Annotated in this window: 21 protein-coding genes; 11 read left to right on the plus strand and 10 right to left on the minus strand. The window is 41.4% G+C overall.

Annotation, left to right across the window (positions count from 1 at the left end; translation table 11 throughout):
• Positions 1-40 precede the first annotated feature (40 nt).
• The gene (dmeF, locus tag ACE01R_RS15400; RefSeq protein WP_395552404.1) at positions 41-1,069 is read right to left on the minus strand and encodes a CDF family Co(II)/Ni(II) efflux transporter DmeF; all 1,029 of its coding nucleotides are present in this window, start codon (positions 1,067-1,069) and stop codon (positions 41-43) included.
• Between the two features lie 54 nt (positions 1,070-1,123).
• Between dmeF and ACE01R_RS15405 the strand changes: the two genes are divergently transcribed.
• Positions 1,124-1,390 (plus strand): metal/formaldehyde-sensitive transcriptional repressor, encoded by a 267-nt coding sequence (locus ACE01R_RS15405; RefSeq protein ID WP_395552424.1) that lies wholly within the window; start codon positions 1,124-1,126, stop codon positions 1,388-1,390.
• A 114-nt stretch (positions 1,391-1,504) separates the two neighbouring features.
• Positions 1,505-2,680 (plus strand): MFS transporter, encoded by a 1,176-nt coding sequence (locus ACE01R_RS15410; RefSeq protein ID WP_395552405.1) that lies wholly within the window; start codon positions 1,505-1,507, stop codon positions 2,678-2,680.
• A 285-nt stretch (positions 2,681-2,965) separates the two neighbouring features.
• Here ACE01R_RS15410 and mnmE read toward each other — a convergent pair whose 3' ends face one another.
• The 5 genes from mnmE to rpmH form a co-directional block, all read right to left on the minus strand.
• Complete coding sequence (mnmE, locus tag ACE01R_RS15415) at positions 2,966-4,321, minus strand: tRNA uridine-5-carboxymethylaminomethyl(34) synthesis GTPase MnmE (protein WP_395552406.1); 1,356 nt, start codon at positions 4,319-4,321, stop codon at positions 2,966-2,968.
• A gap of 100 nt (positions 4,322-4,421) precedes the next feature.
• The gene (yidC, locus tag ACE01R_RS15420; RefSeq protein ID WP_395552407.1) at positions 4,422-6,176 is read right to left on the minus strand and encodes a membrane protein insertase YidC; all 1,755 of its coding nucleotides are present in this window, start codon (positions 6,174-6,176) and stop codon (positions 4,422-4,424) included.
• Positions 6,177-6,181: 5 nt separating this feature from the next.
• Positions 6,182-6,502 carry a membrane protein insertion efficiency factor YidD gene (yidD, locus tag ACE01R_RS15425; protein WP_086197591.1) on the minus strand — a complete coding sequence of 107 codons (321 nt, stop codon included), beginning with the start codon at positions 6,500-6,502 and terminating at the stop codon, positions 6,182-6,184.
• Positions 6,503-6,511: 9 nt separating this feature from the next.
• Complete coding sequence (rnpA, locus tag ACE01R_RS15430; protein WP_092820945.1) at positions 6,512-6,901, minus strand: ribonuclease P protein component; 390 nt, start codon at positions 6,899-6,901, stop codon at positions 6,512-6,514.
• Between the two features lie 30 nt (positions 6,902-6,931).
• A complete protein-coding gene (gene rpmH / locus ACE01R_RS15435) occupies positions 6,932-7,066 on the minus strand; it encodes a 50S ribosomal protein L34 (protein ID WP_000831329.1) in 135 nt (44 codons plus the stop codon).
• Between the two features lie 662 nt (positions 7,067-7,728).
• Between rpmH and dnaA the strand changes: the two genes are divergently transcribed.
• The 5 genes from dnaA to ACE01R_RS15460 all read left to right on the plus strand — a co-directional run bounded on the left by dnaA (position 7,729) and on the right by ACE01R_RS15460 (position 14,545).
• Entirely contained in the window at positions 7,729-9,108 is a 1,380-nt protein-coding gene (dnaA, locus tag ACE01R_RS15440; protein WP_395552408.1) for a chromosomal replication initiator protein DnaA, read from the plus strand.
• Positions 9,109-9,217: 109 nt separating this feature from the next.
• Positions 9,218-10,363: a DNA polymerase III subunit beta gene (gene dnaN / locus ACE01R_RS15445; RefSeq protein WP_395552409.1), complete on the plus strand. Its 1,146-nt coding sequence runs from the start codon at positions 9,218-9,220 to the stop codon at positions 10,361-10,363.
• Positions 10,364-10,390: 27 nt separating this feature from the next.
• A complete protein-coding gene (recF, locus tag ACE01R_RS15450) occupies positions 10,391-11,473 on the plus strand; it encodes a DNA replication/repair protein RecF (protein WP_395552410.1) in 1,083 nt (360 codons plus the stop codon).
• 54 nt (positions 11,474-11,527) lie between these two features.
• A complete protein-coding gene (gene gyrB, locus ACE01R_RS15455) occupies positions 11,528-13,996 on the plus strand; it encodes a DNA topoisomerase (ATP-hydrolyzing) subunit B (protein ID WP_395552411.1) in 2,469 nt (822 codons plus the stop codon).
• A gap of 174 nt (positions 13,997-14,170) precedes the next feature.
• Positions 14,171-14,545 carry a hypothetical protein gene (locus ACE01R_RS15460; RefSeq protein ID WP_395552425.1) on the plus strand — a complete coding sequence of 125 codons (375 nt, stop codon included), beginning with the start codon at positions 14,171-14,173 and terminating at the stop codon, positions 14,543-14,545.
• 398 nt (positions 14,546-14,943) lie between these two features.
• On the opposite strand, the gene ACE01R_RS15465 is transcribed toward ACE01R_RS15460, so the two are convergent.
• Positions 14,944-16,878, minus strand: coding sequence for an ATP-binding cassette domain-containing protein (locus tag ACE01R_RS15465; protein ID WP_395552412.1), 1,935 nt, complete (start codon positions 16,876-16,878; stop codon positions 14,944-14,946).
• A gap of 229 nt (positions 16,879-17,107) precedes the next feature.
• Here ACE01R_RS15465 and ACE01R_RS15470 point away from each other — a divergent pair, with 229 nt between their 5' ends.
• The 4 genes from ACE01R_RS15470 (at position 17,108) to erpA (ending at position 21,059) form a co-directional block, all read left to right on the plus strand.
• A complete protein-coding gene (locus tag ACE01R_RS15470) occupies positions 17,108-18,115 on the plus strand; it encodes a putative solute-binding protein (RefSeq protein WP_395552413.1) in 1,008 nt (335 codons plus the stop codon).
• A gap of 235 nt (positions 18,116-18,350) precedes the next feature.
• A complete protein-coding gene (locus tag ACE01R_RS15475) occupies positions 18,351-19,361 on the plus strand; it encodes a putative solute-binding protein (protein WP_395552414.1) in 1,011 nt (336 codons plus the stop codon).
• A gap of 234 nt (positions 19,362-19,595) precedes the next feature.
• Positions 19,596-20,606: a putative solute-binding protein gene (locus ACE01R_RS15480; protein ID WP_395552426.1), complete on the plus strand. Its 1,011-nt coding sequence runs from the start codon at positions 19,596-19,598 to the stop codon at positions 20,604-20,606.
• Between the two features lie 117 nt (positions 20,607-20,723).
• Positions 20,724-21,059 (plus strand): iron-sulfur cluster insertion protein ErpA, encoded by a 336-nt coding sequence (gene erpA, locus ACE01R_RS15485; RefSeq protein ID WP_092820961.1) that lies wholly within the window; start codon positions 20,724-20,726, stop codon positions 21,057-21,059.
• Positions 21,060-21,146: 87 nt separating this feature from the next.
• Here erpA and ACE01R_RS15490 read toward each other — a convergent pair whose 3' ends face one another.
• The 3 genes from ACE01R_RS15490 to ACE01R_RS15500 all read right to left on the minus strand — a co-directional run bounded on the left by ACE01R_RS15490 (position 21,147) and on the right by ACE01R_RS15500 (position 23,149).
• Positions 21,147-21,524, minus strand: coding sequence for a hypothetical protein (locus tag ACE01R_RS15490; RefSeq protein ID WP_395552427.1), 378 nt, complete (start codon positions 21,522-21,524; stop codon positions 21,147-21,149).
• 119 nt (positions 21,525-21,643) lie between these two features.
• On the minus strand, positions 21,644-22,555 hold the full coding sequence (locus ACE01R_RS15495; RefSeq protein WP_395552415.1) for a matrixin family metalloprotease: 912 nt from the start codon (positions 22,553-22,555) through the stop codon (positions 21,644-21,646).
• Between the two features lie 144 nt (positions 22,556-22,699).
• Positions 22,700-23,149, minus strand: a complete 450-nt coding sequence (locus ACE01R_RS15500) for a hypothetical protein (protein ID WP_395552416.1) — start codon at positions 23,147-23,149, stop codon at positions 22,700-22,702.
• Between the last annotated feature and the right edge of the window lie 98 nt (positions 23,150-23,247).

Here is a 23,247-nt window from a genome sequence, read left to right on the forward strand (position 1 = left end):
CTCAAAAACCAGCTCAAGAATCTTAAAATTTTAGCTCGCCTTACTGAAAACCCACAGATTTACCTATCAAGGTTTCACGTGGAACATTGACTTGTCGCGGATTAATTTCCACCGAAACATGTACAATTTCTTCATGAATGGATAAGGCCTCACGAACCTGGTCTGCATTCAAACTGGAATCGGTGACTAAAGCCAAAATACAGGAAAATTTGCCTTTACCGACTTTCCAGACATGCAAGTCGGTAATTTCTACAGTCTCAAATTCCGCAATTACCTCTCGAATTTCTTCTACTACCGGATGATCCATTTCGGCATCCAGTAAGGTTTTTCCAGTTTCTTGAATGAGGCCCCAAGCCCATTTCGCCACCAGAATGGATCCAATAATGCCCAGTGCGGCATCCAGAAAAGTCCAATTCAAATACTTGGCAACAAACAGCGCAATAATAGCAAAGATGGAAGTCACTGCATCTGCCACCACATGCATAAAGGCCGCTTTCTGGTTTAAGTCATGCTCGGTATGAGTATGTTCATTTTCGTGAGCATGATCGTGGTGATGGTGATGGTGATGGTGATGGTGATGGTGATGGTGATGGTGATGGTGATGGTGATGGTGATGGTGATCATCATGCAACAACCAGGCACAGATTAAATTGACGAGCAAACCCAAAATTGCAATCGGAATGGCTTGATTATAAAGAATATCAATCGGATTGAGCAGTCGTTCGATCGATTGAAAGGCCATAAACACTGCCACGACCATCAATAAAATGGCACTGCTATAACCAGCTAAAATTTCTATTTTCCAGGTGCCAAAACTGAAACGATTATCCTGTGCATAATGACGTGCAGAACGGTAAGCAAAATAAGCCAGTCCCAGCGCCAACATATGCGAACTCATATGCCAGCCATCGGCCAGCAAAGCCATAGAGTTGTAAATCCAGCCACCAATCACTTCTAATAACATCATCACTGCCGTTAGAATGGTCGCCAATAAAATGCGTTTTTGTGCGAGCGGATTACCTTCATCAAACTGATGGCTATGGGTTCGGGTCAGTGAGGCGTCTTGCATAATTTAGATTTTCAGTATACTCCCCCATAGTATATTTATTTTTGGAGAATAATGTTGGGTCATTTATATCAAGACAAGAAAATTCAGAATCGGGTCAAACGTTTACAAGGTCAGATTAATGCAGTAGATCAGGCTTTAAATACACCTGATGCTTCATGTATTCAAATATTGCAGCAGGCTGCCGCAATTAAAGGTGCCGTGAATGGTCTGATGAATGAGCTTATTGAAGCACATTTGCGTCATCACGTGATTGGAGAACAGACAGCAATTAATGAAACAGAACTAGAAGAATTTCTTAAATTATTAAAGCGTTATAGCTAAACTTCTTACATTTTATCCATTGACGCTATAGATCGATAACCAGTACGCTAAATTATCCTTTTCTCCCCATATTTGCCATTTTGAATGCTGTGGCAAATATTTTTGTGACACTCTATGACAAATCAACAATCCTGGCGCCCGTTTTTGATGGTGAGCCTGGCACTTTGTATTGGAACGATGGGGACGGCACTGGCCAGCCCTTTATATCCCATCTATCAGCAACTTTGGCATCTGTTGCCGAGTCATATCACCTATATTTTTGTCACCTATATGTTGGGCTGTTTAGCCACGCTCCTGTTTTTAGGCCGTACCAGTAACAGCATTGGCTTTTTAAAAACCTTAGAACTGGGTCTGGTCATCATCACACTTGGGCTTCTACTGTCCATGTTTGCGAATAATGTGCTATGGCTGTCTTTGGGGCGTTTTATTATCGGGATTGCCTCGGGATTAATGACCACATCGGCATTGATTGGACTGATGTGGAGTATTCCTGAATCACATAAAAGCCATGCACCCCAGCTCAGTTCAGTGATTACCGCAGTTGGTTTTGGTTTAGGCCCGCTGGTTGGTGGACTGATTGCCCAATTTTCTGCTACACCGCTATTTACCCCGTATATTCCTGTCATTGTTGGGGCAATGTTGTGCTTCGTAGGCTTGTTACGTCTGCCACAGCCTGAATTTAGCGCACAGGCATTCTCGATTGCACCGCATTTAGAACGTCCTGAAGCACAATTTCATGCTGAATTTTATATTACCGGTTTGACTGCCTTTTGTGCCTTTGCAGCGTTTAGCCTATTCGCTTCACTTTCTCCCTCATTTGTACAGTTCATCATTCCCTGGCATGGTCCTTTGGTCAGTGGATTAGCCATTACCTGTATTTTGCTGATTTCTGCCATGGTACAGTATTTTTCCAGATCGATTCCTGCAAGAAAATGCCTGAATTATGGGCTGTATACGCTGTTGTTCAGTTTATTGATTCTGGGTTTATGTATATATCTACACTGGAGCTTTCTGTTTTTTATCAGTGATGTACTGGTTGGCGTTGGGCATGGATTAGCCCTGATCGGGGCATTTGGTTTAATTCATGCCATGACCAACCTGCACAACCGGGCTGCGGTGATGTCGACTTATTTATTTGTAGCCTATTTAGGCACCATTTTACCCATTCTTGCAGTGGGTTATCTTGCCGATCATTTTGGTTTAACCGCAAGCGTACTCAGTTTTTGTGCTGCGTTCTGTTTACTGTGTCTGTATTTGTTAATTTGGCATAAAAAAATAAATGATAAATAATCATCCTCAGCTTTAATGATCTTGCCCAGAAAGAAGTTTAGGCTATACGCTCATTCTCAATAATATTGAATCCATTTTATTCCTCATCGACAGAATGGAAATGCTCAAATTCTAATTCAGCTTTTCTCATATCTGGTGACTAATAACAGAATAAAATATCATGCCATCAGATGGATTTTGAGCATACCCTGAATCATTCAGTGATATAAAAAAGCATTAAGTTATTAAAACTTAATGTTTTTTAATTATCCTTAGAACTTACTGGAATATAAAGGTAAATTGAAATTACTTTCCAATACAGAATGATCCGAAAATCTTGCCTAATAAGTCATCTGCACTGAAGTCACCAGTAATTTCACCCAAGGCATTTTGGGCCAGTCGTAGGGACTCCGCTACCAATTCACCAGCATGAAACACCACCAATTGCTCCCGTGCCTCAGCTAAATAGGCCTGAGTACGCTTCATTGCATCTAAATGACGGGTACGTGCAATAAAGGTATCTTCTTCCGGCTGAAAACCTGCATGCGCTGTAATCGCTTCTATGAGTGACTGAACCCCGGTTTCCTGTTTGGCCGAGACGGTAATATGACGAAAACCCTGATAATCACCAATTTCAGCGGCTGCACCGGTTAAATCACACTTATTGGCAATCAACATTAAACGACGTGGCTCGATATGTTCGGCAAAATAGCTTTGTGCCAATTGCAGCGGATCGTCACCCTGACTTAAATCGTAGACCAGCAGCAATAAATCGGCTTGTTCAATTTCTTTAATCGCACGGCGGATGCCTTCTTTTTCCACCACATCGCCGGTTTCACGCAGACCGGCTGTATCGGTCAGGGTAATCGGTAAGCCATTTAAGGTGATTTTTTCATGCAAGACATCACGGGTGGTACCAGCAATATCAGTCACAATGGCGCGTTCATTGCCCGCCAGGGTATTCAGCAGGGAAGATTTACCTGCATTCGGCTTGCCGGCAATCACCACCTGCAAACCTTCACGCAATAACTGACCTTGTCGTGCCGAAGTTTGAACGGCAGCGACCGAACCTTGTACATCTTCCAGCAAGGCTAAAATTTTGCCGTCGGCCAAAAAGTCGATTTCTTCTTCCGGGAAATCAATCGCGGCTTCCACATGTAAACGCAGGTGAATCAGCTTTTCCAGAACGGTATTCACTTTGGTCGAAAACGCACCTTGCAGTGAACGTACCGCAGAACGTGCTGCGGCCTGTGAAGTGGCATCAATCAGGTCGGCAATGGCTTCTGCCTGGACCAGATCCAGCTTGCCATTTTCAAAGGCGCGCATGGAAAATTCACCCGCTTTGGCAGCGGTTGCACCCAATTCCAGCAAACGGCTGAGCAGGGCATTTTGAATCACCGGGCCACCATGCCCCTGTAACTCCACCACGTCTTCACCGGTAAATGAGTTGGGGTTAGGGAAGCAAATGGCCAAGCCTTCATCCATCACTTCGCCCGCTGCATCATAAAATTGACGAAAACCGGCATAACGGGCTTTAGGCAGGTCTTTTTGTGTCAATGCGGCTGCAATGGCATAAGATTTTGGACCCGACAGACGAATTACCCCCACACCACCACGCCCAGGCGGAGTTGCAATTGCAGCAATCGTAGTAAGGTTTTGCATAAAATTCACCTAAAAAAATCCCAAATCACAGCCAAATAAAAATCCGCTTAAGATTACCATCTTAAGCGGATTTATTCAGCACTTCGCGCTCAGTCGTTATTTAAACGCCTTCACGTTTTTCACGTTCTTTCTCAACACCCTTGTTGATCAAACTTTGCTGCAAGATGGTAATACTGTTGTTGACAATCCAGTACAATACCAAGCCCGCAGGGAAGAACAACATAAATACGGTGAAGATAATCGGCATGATTTTAAAGACTTTCGCCTGCATCGGATCAGCTGGCTGCGGATTTAAAGACTGCTGAATAAACATGGTTAAACCCATCAATAATGGCAGGATAAACCACGGATCCATTGCAGATAAATCTTGAATCCAAGCCAACCAAGGTGCATGACGAAGTTCTACCGATTCCATCAATACCCAATACAAGGCCAAGAAAATCGGCATTTGCAATAACAATGGCAAGCAACCAGAAAGTGGGTTCACTTGTTCACGTTTATACAGCGCCATCATTTCTTGTGAGAAACGCATACGGTCTTCACCAAACTCTTCTTTCATGCGTTGCATTTCAGGTGCAATGACACGCATTTTCGCCATAGAACGGTAGCTCTTAGACGATAATGGCCAAAGAATCAGTTTCACCAACACAGTCAACAGGATAATTGACCAGCCCCAGTTGCCCACAATGTTATGGAAGAACTGCAAACCCAGGAACAATAATTTGGCAATTGGCCACAACCAGCCATAATCTACAGTTTGATTCAAGCCCACAGCCAGGTCTTTCAATTCAGACTGAATTTTAGGACCTGAATAGAATGTCGCATCCACTTCCGCCGTGGTACCAGCAGGTACATTCATGGTCGGTGAAGTAAAACCAATAATGTTCATGTTATCGGTAGATTGGCGAGATTCCAGTTTCGCACTATAAGGTTGACCATTGGCTTGAGTCAGTTTCAGATCCCCAGGAATCCAAGCACTGACAAAATAATGCTGAACTACAGCAACCCAGCCGCCTTTGGCTTCCACATTCAACTTTTCTTCGTTGAAGTTGTCAAATTTCAGCTTGTTATAATGTTCATCTGGCGTACCCCAAGCCCCACCCAAGAATGTGCCTAGGGTGAAAATACCTTGAGAAGATTTACCTGGATCATCCGAATTGTCACGTTTGATCTGACCAAACATCTGACCTTGCCAGTTCTGGCCACTACGGTTCACCACTTTGTGGTTGACAATAATCGGATATTCACCTTGTTTGAAGGTAAAGGTTTTAATAATCTCTATACCATCGGCAGTCTTATAGACCATCGGCACTGATAAAACTTTAACAGCTTGACCATCTTTGGTTTTTTCTGCTTTGGCATCCGCCAATGTATAAGACGCTTTTTCAATCTCATATACAGGACGACCATTACGGTTACTGTCTGGTCCATTTAAACCAATCAATCCAGACTGAGCAACATAAGTACGTTGTGCATCGCTTTCCAGCATCACGAACGGATCATTACTGTCTTTATCTTTATCATGGTTCAATAATTCAATACGAACAATGTCACCACCTTTAGGATTAATCCAAAGATGATAAAGGTCAGTTTGTACTGAAATAAGCTGTTGACTTACAGGTGCAGTGGCATCTGTTGTAGTTTGCTGAGTAGCAATATTCGCTTGAGGCATGTCAGACGCAGTGGTAGCGGTTTGACCATTTGGCAAATCTGCAGATACCTCATGTGAAACAACGGCAGTTTGTTGCTGCGGTTTAGTTTCTGCATGACCATAATCTTTTTGCCAAGCCAAAATAAGCAAATATGCGACGACAAACATGGCCCCTAGAATTGCAAACCTGGCCCATTGTTGCATATCTATTATCCCAAGTAGTTAGAGTGATTTCGGTTCAATAAACGATCACGAAAGGGTACAACAACGTGAAGCGTTTGAGAATCTATTTGCTGAAATGAAATAAAACGAATTGCCTTTGGCGGAACAGGATCATAACCCGAGCCCCCCCAAGGATGACAACGACAAATACGCTTAGTAGCTAACCACGCACCACGCACAGCACCATAGGTATGCACTGCTTCCAAAGAATATTGAGAACATGTAGGAATATAACGACAGCGGGGTCCTAATAAAGGACTAATCGCGATCTGATAGAATCGAATCAACCAATGCAGTAAACGTACCATTGGCCTTCTCTACTTTTGTGGGGAGGGAGCTATCTTTTTATGCTTTTTGGCAAGGCGTTGCAATTTCTGCCAAGCAAATTGTAATTGCTGCTGCAATTCTGCATTAGGCACTGCTTCAATACCCATTTTAGGCATGACCACAATATCTAATAAATCTAATTGCTGTTGATGCAGGCGAAAACTTTCGCGAGCAAGACGTTTTACTCTATTTCTTTCATGTGCACGACGCACTTTCTTCTTGGCAACAACAATACCCAAACGGCTTTTCGGCTGTTCGGAATTTTTTGCAAGAAATAAGAAATGGGGTTGATGCACTTTAAAAAGCGCACCATCAAACACACTTTTATAATCGGCAGCACAGCGTATACGTACATCTGTGCTGAAGCCATAAAGTGTCATAACACCCAAAATCGTAATAGCGTTAACAGATTAAACAGTTAAGCTATGACGACCTTTTGCACGACGGCGAGCTAATACTTGACGACCAGCTTTAGTAGCCATACGAGCACGGAAACCATGAACACGCTTACGCTTTAATTCTGATGGTTGAAATGTACGTTTCATATTGAAACTCCAAAAATGATCTTTCTATGAAGGTTCGCGATTTTAGTGTTCATTGCTTGAGCTGTCAATCAAAAACAAACTTTCTTTCAAAATAAGCGCAGTTTTTAAAGAGTTATTGGTTGAGAACACTTTTAGATCATTAAAAGTTGTTTCTGTTTTATACACAGTGTAAATTGTTGATTAATAAAACAACATAAGTTATAAACAGAAATACTCACAATATTATCCACAAGCTACTGTTGATAAAAATGAATGTTGCTGGTTTTGAATTTAAATTTATAACTTTTGCGAGTTATCCCCACAAAATTGGTTTCCTATAAATAAATTCAAATTTATAAATTTAAATTTATTATTATTAGGGAAGCTTTTTTTTGTGGAAAAGCATGTTTTGTTTTTAATAAACATAAATTTATATTGTGGATATCTATGTTTTTATGATTTTATTAAATTGTGGATAACTTTGTGCTATATTTTATCCACAGCTTGCGGATAAACTTATCCACATGGTGGTTTAAATTTAAATTTAATCGGAAAATTACTTTTTTCACTGATATTTCCTTAATTTTGCCATGACAGATGTGGATAACTTCGATAGAATGGCGACCCGCTTTGTCGGGCTCGCATGATTTTTTTACTAATAATGGAATGAATAGGGGTTTCACATGCTTTGGACAGACTGTCTAACTCGTTTGCGACAAGAGCTTTCGGGAAATGTCTTTACCATGTGGATTCGCCCCCTGGTTGCTGAAGAGCTGAACGATACTTTAAGACTCTATGCGCCCAATCCTTATTGGACCCGTTATATTCAGGAACATCATCTTGAATTGATCACCATTTTGGCTGAACAGATGTCCGAAGGTCGGGTTCGTAAAGTTGAAATTTTGGTGGATTCCCGTCCGGGTGCAATTTTATCAGCCAATGAACAACCGGCAACCACCACGGCTGCCTTGCAATCTGCTCCAGCCCCGATTGCCAAAGCTAAAAAAGAAAAAGATGAAACAGGCAATAAAAACAGCCGTAAACGTTTACTCAATCCCTTATTTACTTTTTCCTTGTTTGTTGAAGGTCGTTCGAACCAGATGGCAGCTGAAACCTGCCGTAAAGTTTTAACCCAATTGGGGGCTTCACAGCATAACCCGCTGTTTTTATACGGACCCACTGGTCTAGGTAAAACCCACCTCATGCAAGCTGTCGGCAATGCCTTGTTACAGGCCAAACCCAATGCACGGGTGATGTATATGACGGCGGAAAGTTTTGTACAGGATTTTGTCAGCTCCTTGCAGCAGGGCAAAGTGGAAGAGTTTAAGAAGAATTGCCGATCTTTAGACTTGTTATTGGTGGATGATATTCATTTGCTCGCGGGTAAAGAAGCCAGTCTGGTGGAGTTCTTTTATACCTTTAACGCTTTATTGGATGAATCGAAACAGATTATTTTGACTTCAGATCGTTATCCGAAAGAATTGACTGAACTGGATGCACGTTTGGTTTCACGTTTTTCCTGGGGCTTGTCGGTCGGGGTTGAACCACCGGATATCGAAACCCGAATTGAAATTTTGTTGAAAAAAGCAGAAAGCAGTGGGGTAGAGTTACCGCGTAACTGTGCCCTGTTTATTGCCCAGCAAGTGGTGGCCAATGTCCGTGAGCTGGAAGGTGCGCTGAACAAAGTGGTGGCGATTTCCCGCTTTAAAGGTACGCCGATCGATCTGGATGTGGTGCGTGAATCGTTAAAAGACGTGCTGGCCATTCGTGCGCGAACCATCAGTACTGAAAATATCCAGCGTGTGGTCAGTGAATATTTTCGTATTCCTTTAAAAGAAATTGTGGGGCCGAAACGTACCCGTATTTATGCCCGTCCACGTCAGTTGGCTATGGGCTTGGCTCGTGAACTGACCGGAGACAGTTTCCCGGAAATTGGTATGGCCTTTGGTGGTCGTGACCACAGTACCGTGATGCATGCCTGTGAAAAAGTCATCAGTCTGCGTGAACAAGATCCGATCTTTAATGAAGACTATAAAAACTTACAACGCCTGTTGCAAAGCTGATCCAGTTTGATCAAATTCTATTCTTGCAATGCGGCATATTCTGCCGCATAGTACACTGCTAAAAAACACATTTATTTATTTTAATCTTCAGTTGTTAGAGGAATGTACCGTGCGTTTGAAAATCGCGAAAGAAAGCTTACTTAATGTTCTGTCACATGTCGTAGGAGCGGTTGAACGTCGCCATACTTTAAACATTCTGTCTAACGTAAAAATTCAAGTTAATAATGAATCGTTAACCATTACTGGTTCCGATCTGGAAGTGGAATTGGTCGCCAGCACCACACTGGCTGAAGGTGCTTGCCTGCAGGCGGGAGAAACGACTGTACCTGCACGTAAGCTGGTGGATATCTGTAAGTCTTTGCCTGCTGCGGCATTGATTGACCTGCAAATTACTGAAGATCGCTGTGTTTTAAAATCGGGTAATAGCCGTTTTGTGTTGGGTACTTTGCCGGCTGAAGACTATCCACTATTGAGTACTGAAAATGCCCAAGGCATGCAAGTCACCGTGACTCAGCGCGAATTAAAACGTTTGTTTGAAAAGACAGCTTTTGCGATGGCGGTACAGGATGTGCGTTTTTATTTGACCGGTACCTTGCTGGAAATTGATCAAAATCAGCTTCGTGCTGTTACTACTGACGGCCATCGTCTGGCGCTTTGTGAAACGGTTGCACAATCTACGGCAACTCAGCCTATCCAGGCGATTGTGCCTCGTAAAGCGGTAGCAGAGTTGCAGCGTCTGCTCAGCATTGAAGACGAGCAATTGTCCTTATTGATTGGCCGTGAATTATTAAATGTGACCATTAGCACACCAAGCCGTGATAAAGAGCAGGGTGATATCACCGTTCGTTTCACCACGAAACTGATTGATGGAAAATTCCCGGATTACCGTCGCGTGATTCCACGTGGTGGTGATAAAAACGTATTGATCGCGCATGACGTATTCAAGCAATCCTTGCAACGTGTGGCCATTCTCAGTAATGAAAAATTACGTGGCGTGTTCCTGAATTTTGGTGCAGATTCTTTGCAGCTGCGTGCCAATAACCCGGAGCAGGATGAAGCAATTGAAGATTTAGCCATTCAGTATGCAGATGCACCGATGGAAATGTCTTTCAATGCCCAATACCTGCTTGATGTGCTGAGTGTGTTAGATGGTGAAGATGTTTCTATGACCATGACGGAAGCCAACCAGTCGGTATTGGTGCATGATCCGGCACAACAAGATCAGACCTATGTTGTGATGCCAATGCGTGTTTAATCTGCCGATATTGAATCAGATCAAACTATGCATATTACGCGTTTAAATATAGAACGTGTTCGAAACCTTAAGGCGGTTGCACTCTCGGAGTTGCAGCCGTTTAATGTCTTTTATGGGCAAAATGGTTCAGGCAAAACCTCGATTTTAGAAGCCATTCATTTGCTGGCGACCGGGCGTTCTTTTCGGACCCATATTCCCAAAAATTATATTCAGAATGAAACAGGCGACGCGATTGTGTTTGCACAATCAGCGACGGAAAAAATTGGCATGCAAAAGCTGTTATCCGGTGAACAGCTGATTAAGGTCAATGGTGATCATATTGCGACCCAAGGGCAACTGGCCAAAATTTTGCCCTTGCAACATATTGATCCACAAAGTACTGACATCATCGATTATGGTGCCAAGCCACGGCGGCAACTTCTGGACTGGCTGATGTTCCACGTGGAACCGGATTTTTATCATGCTTGGCAGTACTATGCACGTGCGTTAAAGCAACGCAATAGCTTGCTGAAATCAAAAAGAAATCTCAGTTTTCAGGATCTGGAACCGTGGAACAAAATGCTGGCTGAATATGGGGAAATGCTGAATTCGCAGCGTAGTGCTATTGTCGAACAGTGGAAGGTTTATTTTGAGCAGGATTTACAGCATTTGCTGCCCAATCTTGCGGTTGAATTGGAATATAGTCCCGGCTTTCATACTGAACAAGGCCTGCTGCATGACTTGACTGTGCATCATCAGAAAGATGTGGATCGCCGTTATACTGAATACGGACCGCATCGTGCAGATTTACGTTTAAAAACAGCAATCGGCGATGCCGATGTGGTGCTTTCACGCGGTCAGAAAAAGCTACTGATTATGGCTTTAAAACTGTCACAGATTGCAATGCTACATGCCTGTAATAAGGAAACTGTGGTATTATTAGATGATCTGACAGCAGAATTAGATTTAACTGCACAACGACGATTAATTGAGCGATTAAGCCAACTGGGTAGTCAAGTTTTTATCACCACTTTAGAGCATGAATCAGTCAAAAAACATTTACATGATTTGTCTATTTCATATCAATTATTCAAAGTTGAAAATGGTCAAGTTCAGGTTGTTGTGCAATAACTTTTTAAATTTTACCCATCTTTGGATAGACCTATATTTCACTAGGGAGAAACCATGAGTTCAGAAGATCAAGCTGCTTCTCAAACAGAACAAACCAATGAAAAGGCTTATGATTCCTCTAGTATCAAGGTATTACGTGGCCTCGATGCTGTGCGTAAGCGTCCAGGTATGTATATTGGTGATACTGACGATGGTTCAGGCTTACATCACATGGTGTTTGAGGTGGTCGATAACGCAATTGATGAAGCCTTGGCAGGCCACTGTGATGAAATCTTGGTGACCATCCATGAAGATGAGTCAGTCAGCGTATCCGATAATGGCCGTGGTATTCCGACCGATATTCACCCTGAAGAAGGCGTATCTGCAGCTGAAGTGATTTTAACCATTCTGCATGCCGGTGGTAAGTTTGACGATAACAGCTATAAAGTCTCTGGTGGTTTACACGGTGTAGGTGTTTCAGTAGTGAATGCTTTATCTAGCAAACTGGAATTAACCATTCACAGAGCCGGCCATATTCATCAACAAGAATATAAACATGGTGATCCGGTATATCCGCTCAAAATCGTGGGCGATACCGACAAAACCGGTACTACTGTACGTTTCTGGCCAAGTGCTGAAACCTTTAGCCAAACCATCTTTAATGTCGATATTTTGGCCCGCCGTTTACGTGAACTTTCATTTTTGAATGCCGGTGTTCGTATTGTGCTACGTGATGAACGTATCGATGCGGAACATGTCTTTGATTACGAAGGCGGTTTGTCTGAGTTTGTGAAATATATCAACCAGGGCAAAACCCATCTGAACGATATCTTTCATTTTACTGTTCAAGCAGACAATGGCATTGGTGTGGAAGTGGCATTGCAATGGAATGATACCTACCAGGAAAATGTGCGTTGTTTTACCAACAACATTCCACAAAAAGATGGTGGTACCCATTTAGCCGGTTTCCGTGCAGCTTTAACCCGTGGCTTAAACAGCTACATGGAAAGCGAAAACTTGCTCAAAAAAGAGAAAGTAGCGGTATCTGGTGATGATGCGCGTGAAGGTTTGACCGCGATTGTTTCGGTTAAAGTGCCTGATCCTAAATTCTCTTCACAAACCAAAGAAAAACTGGTTTCAAGTGAAGTGAAACCTGCTGTAGAGCAGGCGATGAATAAGTCATTCTCTGAATACCTGCTGGAAAATCCGCAAGCAGCAAAATCGATTGCGGGTAAAATTATTGACGCGGCACGTGCGCGTGATGCTGCACGTAAAGCGCGTGAAATGACCCGTCGTAAGAGTGCGCTGGATATTGCCGGTTTACCAGGTAAATTGGCGGACTGTCAGGAAAAAGATCCAGCATTGTCTGAATTGTACCTAGTCGAGGGTGACTCTGCGGGCGGTTCTGCAAAACAGGGCCGTAACCGTAAGATGCAGGCGATTCTGCCACTGAAAGGTAAAATCCTGAACGTAGAACGTGCACGTTTCGACAAGATGATTTCGAGTCAGGAAGTCGGTACGCTGATTACGGCACTGGGTTGTGGTATTGGCCGTGAAGAGTACAATCCGGACAAATTGCGTTATCACAAAATCATCATCATGACCGATGCTGACGTCGATGGTTCGCACATTCGTACGCTACTGTTGACCTTCTTCTTCCGTCAAATGCCTGAACTGGTGGAACGTGGTTATATCTATATTGCACAGCCACCGTTATATAAACTGAAAAAAGGCAAGCAAGAGCAGTACATTAAAGATAATGATGCACTGGAAACGTACCTGATTTCTAATGCAATTGATGAGCTTGAACTGCATGTAAGTAGCGAAGCTCCTGCGATTCGTGGTGAATCTTTGGCGAAAGTCATTGCTGACTATCAGACTTCACAAAAGAGCTTGCAACGTTTGACTGTGCGTTATCCTGCAAGCTTGCTGGATGGTTTACTGGGCTTGGATGCATTCAAGCTCGACCATAGCCATGATGAAGAGTATGTGAAACAGTGGTCTGAACAGTTGCGTGCTGCCATTGAAGCACATCAGCCAAGTTTACGCCCTGAAATCACGCTTGAAGTATTTGAGAAAGAACACGCAGATGGTAGCAAAGTGGCACATTACTGGCCACGTGTAACGGTGTATGTACACAACTTGCCACACCATTATTTACTGGATGCTGGCCTGTTAGCGTCGAGTGAATACAAGCGTTTACTACAAAATTCGAAAAGCTGGTTTACCCTGCTTGAAGAAGGTGCTTATTTACAGAAAGGCGATCGTAAGATTAATGTGGCGACTTTCCATCAGGTTTGGCAGCATATTTTATCCGACTCACGTCGCGGCATGATGATTCAGCGCTATAAAGGTTTGGGCGAGATGAATGCGGAACAGTTGTGGGAAACCACCATGGATCCTGAAAACCGTAACATGCTGCAAGTAACCATTGAAGATGCGATTGAAGCAGACCGCATGTTCTCCTGTTTGATGGGGGATGATGTGGAACCGCGCCGTGCCTTTATTGAAGAAAATGCCTTGAATGCGGATATTGACGCTTGATGCCTTGATGAGTGAAATTGTAAAAAGCATCCTTCGGGGTGCTTTTTTTATGCTATTTTTATCTCAATCTGATTAACTTTTAGCCATCTTTATTTTTATTAAAATGACTTATTCCTCTGTCATGATGACTCTAAGCAAGAGGAAATCATCATGCAATATGACGAGGTGAGCACTATGGATCAAGAACTGGAACAGATCCGCGATATCTGGACTCAGGCCTTTTTTAGCGGAAATTATGAGGTGCTGGCTCAGTATGAACATGAACAGTTCAAAGTGGTCTATGAGCAGGAAGGTCGTGTGGAAAGCAATTTTGTCCGCTATGACAGGATTGCTCATGCCATGCAAAATGGCGTCTGGAAACCCCAAAAACCCGAAATTGAGTTTGAAGAATTTGATTATGATGAAGATTTAAAGCATTGTCAGGTCTTGATTGGCTTGCAAGATCAGAAACAAATTCGGGAATTATGGGTCAATGAGGGCGCCTGGAAGATTATCGAACTCAGGTTTTTAAAACGTAAAAAATCAGCTCAGGATGAGTCAAAAAACTAATTTAAAATGACCAGTATAATGTGGAAAGCTCTGTGTGGATAAGTTTTTAAACTGCTATTTTTGCTCAATAGAAAAGTGGAAATTAACTTATCCACAGCATAAAACGATCTTTTATTTTAAATTTAAACTTGAATTTTGAGGGGTTGTGGATAAAATTTTTAAATTTAAAAGTAGATTTTGAATTTAAATTTATTTTAGAGGGTTTTTGAATTTAAACCTTGATCATGTTGTTTGATTTAAAATAGCTCGCCATAGCTGGGTAGAATGGTTCTATAGAGTGGTTGTGTAGAATAGAATTGTTGTGTAGAAAAATTAAAAAATCGCAGTACAGGTTTGAAATTGTACTGCGATCATAAAATAAGCATTACTTTAGCTTTGCTTAAGAATAGAAAAATGCCTTATTCAAAAGAACTTTCCAGTTCTTCCAGTTCCATCATTAGCTCTAACATTTGTTCTTCCACCGCTTCCAGCTGGCTTTTTAACTCGGTTTGCTCATTCATCAGCTTGAGTAAATCATCTTTACGACCTGCTTCATAAATTGTCGTATCACCCAGTAAGACTTCAATTTCAGCCAAACGGGGTTGCAGCTTGGTAATCTGTGCTTCATTTTTTTCAATATTTTTACGAATCGGGCGGCTCTGTTCACGGCGGCGCGCGGTTTCTTTACGTTGAGCTTCTTTATCCAGTTTTGAAATTGTCGGTTTAACTTCAACTTGTGATTGCACCAGTGCAGCAGGTTTCTGTCCATTTTTGATCATCTCGATACGCGCCTGGCGTAACCAATCTGCATAGGCAACCAGATCACCATCAAATTCACGACATTGGCCATTGTGTACTAACAATAATTCATCACATACGCTGGCAATCAACTGGCGCTCATGCGATACCAACACCACAGCACCTTCAAAGTCTTGTAAGGCCATAGTCAGGGCATGACGCATGTCCAAGTCCAAATGGTTGGTCGGTTCATCCAGAATCAACACGTTTGGACGCAACCACACAATTAAAGCTAAAGCTAAACGTGCACGTTCACCGCCGGAGAAGCTCTCGCTTGGGGTATCCATACGTTCGCCACTAAAGCCAAAGCTGCCGAGGAATGAACGTAAGGTTGCTTCACTGATTTTTTTGTCTGCGATACGCGCTAATTGCAGCATTGGACTGGCATTGCCATCCAGAGCATCCATTTGATGCTGGGCAAAATAACCAATATTAAGCAATTCAGAATCTTTACGCTGACCTTTCAGCAGTTTTAAATCACCTACTAAAGATTTGATCAGCGTTGATTTACCTGCACCATTCATGCCGAGTAAACCAATACGGCTGGTCGGAGTGATTTGCAGATTAACATTGGTGACAATCAGTTTGTCACCATAACCGATATCGGCATGTTCTAATGTCAATAAAGGCGAACTCATTTTAGTCGGTTCACGGAAACTGAAGGTAAACGGTGTATCGACATGTGCAGCAGAAAGTTCCTGCATGCGTTCCAGTTGTTTAATCCGGCTTTGTGCCTGTTTGGCTTTGGTTGCCTGAGCTTTAAAACGGTCAATATATTTTTGCAGATGGGCACGGGTTTCAAGCTGCTTTTCATAAGCTTGTTGTTGCTGAGCCAAACGTTCACTGCGGGTACGTTCAAAAGTCGAATAATTTCCGGTATAAAGCGTCAGTTCTTGGTTTTCGATATGTAAAATATGATCGGTGATGGCATCTAAGAAATCCCGGTCATGCGAAATCAATACTAAAGTGCCTTCATAGGCTTTTAACCAATCTTCTAGCCATAAAATTGCATCTAAATCTAAATGGTTGGTCGGTTCATCCAGTAACAGTAGGTCGGAACGGCTCATGAGCGTACGTGCCAGATTTAAACGCATACGCCAGCCACCAGAAAAACTTGAAACATCCAGTTGAGACTGATGTTCAAAGAAACCCAGACCTGCCATCAATTGTGATGCTTTGGATGGAGCAGAATAGCCATTAATTTCGTCAAAGCGACCATATAAATGCGCTAATTCATCATTATCCAAGTTTTCAGGATGGTCCAGTTTATGTTGGATGTCCCAATATTCTTCATCTCCAGACAGGACAAAATCGATGGCCTTCATATCCAGCGCTTTAATTTCTTGCGCCATATGTGCCACTGTCCAGACCGCAGGACGTGTCAGAGAACCGCTATCCGATTCCATGCCACCCAACAATGCCGCAAACAGGGTTGATTTTCCTGCGCCATTGACGCCGGTTAGGCCAATTTTCCATCCTGGATGTAGCTGCATAGACGCTTTTTGAAATAAAACACGTCCACCGCGACGTATAGAAAGTTGATCTAACTGAATCATTGAAATATCTAAATGAGAAGAATGGTGTGCGTATTCTAAAGGAAGCGACTCAGAAAAGAAAAAGGCAGGGCATTATTCTTTTTATAAAAGAATGATTTTAAGTAGATTAATAAAAATGTGACAAATTATGCAAAAAAGACCTTTCGTCAGAAAGGCCCCAGCAGCTCTATTTTTACTATAAAAACAAAATTATAGTGATTTTCTAAGAGAAATAAGAATAAGGCACATCATGAAAAAAAGGACTTTTATTTTATCTACGCTCACACTTTTGAGTTTTTCGGGCTTGGTACAGGCAAAACAGAATATCTGTGTATTTGATCTGCTCGGTAAAGTAGGTGAGTCCTATAAATTAATTGAAGAATGGGCCTTGGCCAGTAAAAACTGGGGTGCTGAGGTCAATTTAATCCCTTATCAAGATGAAGCAAAAATTGAAAAAGATTTTAAAGCCGGTGTCTGTGATGCTTTTTACATGACCTCAATGCGCGCCCGTGCCTATAACAAATTTGCCGGCTCAATTGATGCGCTCGGTGGCGTTCCAAGTAACCAGATTGCACAAAAAGCCATTTCTTTTGTGCTGGATAAACGCAATAAAAAGCGGCTGATCAGTACCATTGCCAATGAAAAATATGAGGTGGCAGGGATTGGGCAAATTGGTACGGCCTATCTTTTTGTACGTGATAAATCAATTAACTCTATAGAAAAGGCACAAGGTAAAAAGTTTGCCATTCTGCACTATGATCAGGCGCAAAAAATTGTTGTACAGCGTATTGGTGCAGTACCGGTGATGGCTGATATTTCTAATTTTGTGAAAAAATTCAACAATGGTGAGGTAGACATGATTGCTGCACCTGCCTATGCCTTTAAGCCACTAGAAATTTATAAGGGTTTAGGCTCTGCCGGGGCAATGATTAATTTTCCAGTCGTCAATGTGACTGCAGATCTGGTGATTCGTCCGGAGAAATTTCCTGAAGGCTTTGCAGACCAATCGCGGAGCTGGTTTGTAAAACTTTTACCAAAAAGCTTTGCGATGGTGCAGCGCCTGGAAGCAGGAATTCCTGCCAAATATAAGGTAAATTTGACCAAGGAAGATCATGATAAATATCAAAAATTGCTGCGGGATGGACGTTTAGATCTGACCAGGCAAGGTATTTATGAACCGACCATGATGACAGTGCTGAAAAAAGCCCGTTGTACGGTGGAGAGAACCAATTTCGAGTGCTCATTAAACGGTGAATAAATAGATGATTATTGTATTCATTTGTAAAATAGCTCAAATTTTATAAATTATACGTAAAAATCGTTATTACATAAGTTTATGATTTTTATTGCTAACTTAAAAAAGTAAAAAATGATTGGCATCTAAAGCATAATTAATTGGAGTAAATGCTCTATTTTTTTATAATGAACTTGCTTAATATTTGTGGCGTGAACGGATACTCGTCAAACAACAAGATTATAAAAGGACCGAAATAATGAAAAAAACGATTTTTGCCTTAACAACATTTGTGGCTGTAGGTTTAGCTGGTACAGCACAAGCCGCTAAAGTCGATGTATGTGTATTCGATTTACTGGGTAAATCGGGTGAATCTTTTCAAATGGCTCAGGAATGGGCTCTTGCTGCCAAAGGATGGGGCGCGGAAATTAATCTTATTCCACGTCAAGACGAAGCAGTCGCGGATAATGACTTTAAAGCAGGCAAATGTGACGGCGTATTTATGACCGCAATGCGTGCTCGTCAATACAACAAATTTGTCGGTTCTATTGATGCTCTTGGTGGTGCACCAAGTAATGCGATTGCTCAGCGTGCCATCACTTTTGCTTTGGACAAACGTAATGCACCGAAAATGGTCAGTAATTTAAGCGGTAAAAAATATGAAGTGGCCGGTATTTCACCTTTAGGTTCGGCATTTATTTTTGTACGTGATAAAAAAATTGACTCAATTGAAAAAGCAGCAGGCAAAAAATTTGCGGTATTAGGTTATGACGATGCACAAAAAATTATGGTGCAACGTGTAGGTGCGCAAGCGGTGATTTCTGACGTGTCTAACTTTGTCGCAAAATTCAATAATGGTCAGGTTGATATGGTGGGTGCACCTGCCTATGCGTATAAACCTTTAGAAATCTATAAAGGTTTAGGTTCCAATGGTGCGATGTTCAATTTCCCTGTACTTCAGGTGACCGCAGATTTTATTATCCGTCCAGATCAATTCCCTGCAGGTTTTGGTCAAAAATCACGTGACTGGTTTGTGAAAAACTTACCAAAAAGTTTTGCAATGATTAATCGTCTGGAAGCCAGTATTCCTGCCAAGTTTAAATTGAACTTGACCGCAGAAGATAAAACCAAATATCAAAAATTATTGCGTGAAGGCCGTATGGATATGACTCAGCGCGGTATCTATGATGCAGGCATGATGGGCGTTTTGAAAAAGGCCCGCTGTTCTGTCGATAAGGCTAATTTTGAATGTTCACTTGGTGGTGAATAATATTGATTTTTAAAAAGAAAGCCTAGATTGATTCTAGGCTTTTTTGTCGCTTGGATTTTGTCATCTTTGCCATTGTGGTGGGTAAAAAAAGGCGTAATCTTAAAAAATACCAGTAAAATTTTATCAGCCCAAAAAACAACTCTTAAAGACTGAGGATGGGTGATGAATAAAAAAGCAAAAACCATTCAATTCAAGATTGAATAAAAACAAAGAAACAAGGAAGAAAAAATCATGATGCCATGGTCTAAAACATTGCTGCTTGGTCTGGGGTTGTGTGCAGTCACCAGTGTGACTCAAGCCAAACAAGTTATTTGCGTATTCGATTTAGTGGGTAAAAGTGGAGATGTTTTTGCCCTGATGAAAGATTATCAGTTGGCAGCCAAGAACTGGGGTGCCGATATTGAATTACGCGTGGGACAAAATGAAGGTGTCATTGCGGAAGATTTCAAAGCTGGTAAATGTGATGGTATTAGTGTGACTGGTATGCGTGGTCGTCAGTTTAACCATTTTACCGGTTCACTTGATGCCATTGGTGCGATTCCAGATTTAAAACTGGCGGTAAAAGTCATGCAAGGTTTAGCGAATCCAGCCTTTGCCAAGCATATGGTGAATAGTAAATATGAAGTGGTAGGTGTGATCCCAGTTGGTGATGCCTTTTTAATGGTCAATGACCGTAATATCAATACCGTAGCGAAAGCTGCAGGTAAAAAAATTGCCGTCCTGGATTATGATGAAGCACAAAAAATTATGGTTCAGCAGGTTGGGGCACAGGCGGTCAGTGCTGATGTCACCAATTTCGGCGCTAAATTTAACAATGGTCAGGTCGATATTATTGGTGCACCTGCTGCCGTGTTTAAACCGTTAGAACTCTATAAGGGTTTAGGGAATAAAGGCGCGATTGTGAATTATCCTATTTTACAGGTCACTGGCAATGTGATTATTCGCCCGGATAAATTTCCGGCAGGATACGGACAAAAATCACGTGAATGGGTGAAAAGCCAGTTACCTCGTGCCTTTGGTATTTTAGGTAAAATGAAAGCCGATATTCCACCAAAATACTGGATGCAAATTCCTGAAACAGATAAAGCAGGCTATCAAAAACTGATGCGCGAGTCGCGGGTCGATTTAACCAAACGCGGTGTTTATGATAAACGCATGATGAAGTTACTGTGGCAATTCCGATGTAAGCAAGATCCAAAGAATTTTGAATGTAGTCTGCAGGATGAAAACTACAAACAATCTTGAGAAAAATAGTCTGATTTAACTTTAAATCTGCAAATACTGACCATATATTGGGTATGCTATACTTGATATATGGTCTTTTATATTTCAAGACACCTGAATTGAACAGAGGAATCCGACATGAATGCCCAAGCTCTGGTGCTGACTGACAATGCTGCGAATAAAGTACGCCAATTGCGTGATAGTGAAGGCAACCAAGAATTAATGTTACGCGTTTATGTTACAGGTGGCGGTTGTTCTGGTTTCTCTTATGGTTTTAACTTCGCTGAAAGCATGAATGAAGATGATGCTGAATTCGTCAATGGCGACGTGAAAATGCTGGTTGATTCACTCAGCTATCAGTATCTGGTGGGTTCAGAAGTGGATTATGTAGAAGGTCTAGAAGGTTCACGTTTTATCGTGAATAACCCCAATGCAACAACAACCTGTGGTTGTGGTTCATCTTTCTCAATTTAATCACATAATAAAAAGCCCTCCAAAAAGGAGGGCTTTTTATTGTCGCTCAGTCATCTGTTGGGTGACAGTGTCAAGCGACTAAAGTTATTAAGCTTGTAGTTTTGCCGCTTCCAAAATATCAAAAATAACGGTAGTCACATCCTGGCTTAAATCACGGTTATTAAAAATTTCATAAGCACTAATGGTGATATCAGTATCACTTGGCAGTAAACGTTGTTCTTCTTCAATCAAATCTTGAATAGGCAACAGGGTTTGTTTCACTTCTAAATGTAAAATATCTTTAAATTCTATATTTTCATCTTCGAGTTCAATCAGTTGCTCGTTGAAATAAGGCAACAGAATGGAATGGAGATAAGGCTGAATCTCAATAATATCAAAAATTTCAATATCACGAGTTTGTTCAATCGTACTGATGTGATCATTTACTTCAATAAGAATATGGTAGTAACTCACACGCATCTCCAGAGATTTTCTGTTGTCATTTCGGATCTTACAATAACATGAAATCAGTTTTATTGCCGCTGTATTGCCATGCATATACTTATAAAAAGTAAGGGATTTTTGCATTGTATCCGGATAAGCTTTTAACGGGCTTGTAATAAGGCAAGGTCCGCGGCGGATAATTTAAAATTTTGCAGGTTCTGTTCTTTCATGACTGGATACATCAGCGCTTGAGGGTTCTGATTATGCTTCAAGCCCAATGCATGGCCAAATTCATGCGCTAGCGTCAAGCGTAAATCATCAATAGATTCAAATTCATAAATATTGATTTGCTTGCCATTAAATGAACCTTTATCAAATAATCGTGGCTGAAAACGCTGATTAAAGTTTTTTACAGAGCTATCAATCTGTTGATTAAGCTGATTCAGGTCATCAACCTGAAGATTGAGTTGCTGAATTTTTTGATTGTAAATATTGATTTCTTGCTGCAGTCCAAAGATTTGCTGTTGTAATTGATTTTGTTGCTGGATGAGCGGGTCACGTTGTGAAGAAGCGATTCCGCCATTTTGATTAATAATGGCTATATGCTGATTATATTGTTGTAACTGCATATCTAATTGGTTTTTTTTAGTTTCAAGTTCAGCATTGGTGCGCTCGAGTTCATCTTTAAACTGCTTCAGCTGTAGATTCTTATTGGACCACAATTGCTGGCTTTGCTGAATTTGTCCGATTTGCTGACGACGTTGCACCGATTCATTTTGGCGTTGGTCATAAATTAAATGGATGGTCAGCCGGGCATTGGGATCATAAACAAAATAGTCTTTGCCTGTACCTTCTTTCCAGATGTCAGTGGCTTGCTGACTAATTTGTTTTATCTCATGTTCAGTGAGACCAAAACGCGGATCAATCTCAGCAATGCGGTAACGTAGCCGGGTGTCGAAAGGGTGTTGAATACGATCCAACAGGTTGTTGTTGCGAACTTGGGGATGATTTCGGTTTTGATAGGTCATGCCTAACAGAAAGATGACCAAAAGGCTGAGTAGCATCAAGCGCATAAAAGCTTAAAATCATTATTTTTTTATACTGTATAACAATTAAGTATAAATAAGAAATAAAAAAAACCGCGCTTACGCGCGGTCTTTTTTTGTTAATTCGACAAATTATTTTTTGTCATCTTTAACTTTAGGGAATTTAGCATCTTAAGCTTTATTTTTTTGTTTTTTAAACTGATCAATTTGTTTTGGCAAATTAAAATGATAAACGAAAATTAGACCTAAAAAATTGAATGAAAAAATAATAAATTCAATTAAATATTTAATATTGTAGGGATTTTCATTTCGATGATTAAAAGCATATAAACTCACTTCATATTTATACACCTGGAAAATAATATAGCTGACTAATCCCAAGCCCAATAATATAAAGCCTTTTCCATAAGGGTAGCGCTGAGGTACCGATAACATCAGCAATACTATCGCAGAAATTAAAAAACCTAGGGCAAAGGCAGCCTCTATACCTAAAGTTTGCAAATAATTAAATGGGGAAAGGAAAACATTAGGGGGGAGTATGATAAAGAGATTACCCATAGGGTAGAGCATCATGATTGCAAAGCCAGAAGCAATCAGTAGAAGTTTAATAAAATTCTGCATGTTTTTATTTTTCAGTGATTTATATCATTATATATTAGTCAAAATCTATCCTGTTGCCTATAAGATAAACAAAAAAAGACCGCACAAAGTGCGGTCTT

It is taken from the genome of Acinetobacter sp. BSP-28, assembly GCF_044130285.1.
Classification (GTDB): Bacteria; Pseudomonadota; Gammaproteobacteria; order Pseudomonadales; family Moraxellaceae; genus Acinetobacter.

Coding starts and splice junctions, on each gene's coding strand:
- dmeF (WP_395552404.1), bottom strand. CDS start 1,069: ATGCAAGACGCCTCACTGACCCGAACCCATAGCCATCAGTTTGATGAA.
- ACE01R_RS15410 (WP_395552405.1), top strand. CDS start 1,505: ATGACAAATCAACAATCCTGGCGCCCGTTTTTGATGGTGAGCCTGGCA.
- mnmE (WP_395552406.1), bottom strand. CDS start 4,321: ATGCAAAACCTTACTACGATTGCTGCAATTGCAACTCCGCCTGGGCGT.
- yidC (WP_395552407.1), bottom strand. CDS start 6,176: ATGCAACAATGGGCCAGGTTTGCAATTCTAGGGGCCATGTTTGTCGTC.
- yidD (WP_086197591.1), bottom strand. CDS start 6,502: ATGGTACGTTTACTGCATTGGTTGATTCGATTCTATCAGATCGCGATT.
- rnpA (WP_092820945.1), bottom strand. CDS start 6,901: ATGACACTTTATGGCTTCAGCACAGATGTACGTATACGCTGTGCTGCC.
- rpmH (WP_000831329.1), bottom strand. CDS start 7,066: ATGAAACGTACATTTCAACCATCAGAATTAAAGCGTAAGCGTGTTCAT.
- dnaA (WP_395552408.1), top strand. CDS start 7,729: ATGCTTTGGACAGACTGTCTAACTCGTTTGCGACAAGAGCTTTCGGGA.
- recF (WP_395552410.1), top strand. CDS start 10,391: ATGCATATTACGCGTTTAAATATAGAACGTGTTCGAAACCTTAAGGCG.
- gyrB (WP_395552411.1), top strand. CDS start 11,528: ATGAGTTCAGAAGATCAAGCTGCTTCTCAAACAGAACAAACCAATGAA.
- ACE01R_RS15460 (WP_395552425.1), top strand. CDS start 14,171: ATGGATCAAGAACTGGAACAGATCCGCGATATCTGGACTCAGGCCTTT.
- ACE01R_RS15465 (WP_395552412.1), bottom strand. CDS start 16,878: ATGATTCAGTTAGATCAACTTTCTATACGTCGCGGTGGACGTGTTTTA.
- ACE01R_RS15470 (WP_395552413.1), top strand. CDS start 17,108: ATGAAAAAAAGGACTTTTATTTTATCTACGCTCACACTTTTGAGTTTT.
- ACE01R_RS15475 (WP_395552414.1), top strand. CDS start 18,351: ATGAAAAAAACGATTTTTGCCTTAACAACATTTGTGGCTGTAGGTTTA.
- ACE01R_RS15480 (WP_395552426.1), top strand. CDS start 19,596: ATGCCATGGTCTAAAACATTGCTGCTTGGTCTGGGGTTGTGTGCAGTC.
- erpA (WP_092820961.1), top strand. CDS start 20,724: ATGAATGCCCAAGCTCTGGTGCTGACTGACAATGCTGCGAATAAAGTA.
- ACE01R_RS15495 (WP_395552415.1), bottom strand. CDS start 22,555: ATGCGCTTGATGCTACTCAGCCTTTTGGTCATCTTTCTGTTAGGCATG.
- ACE01R_RS15500 (WP_395552416.1), bottom strand. CDS start 23,149: ATGCAGAATTTTATTAAACTTCTACTGATTGCTTCTGGCTTTGCAATC.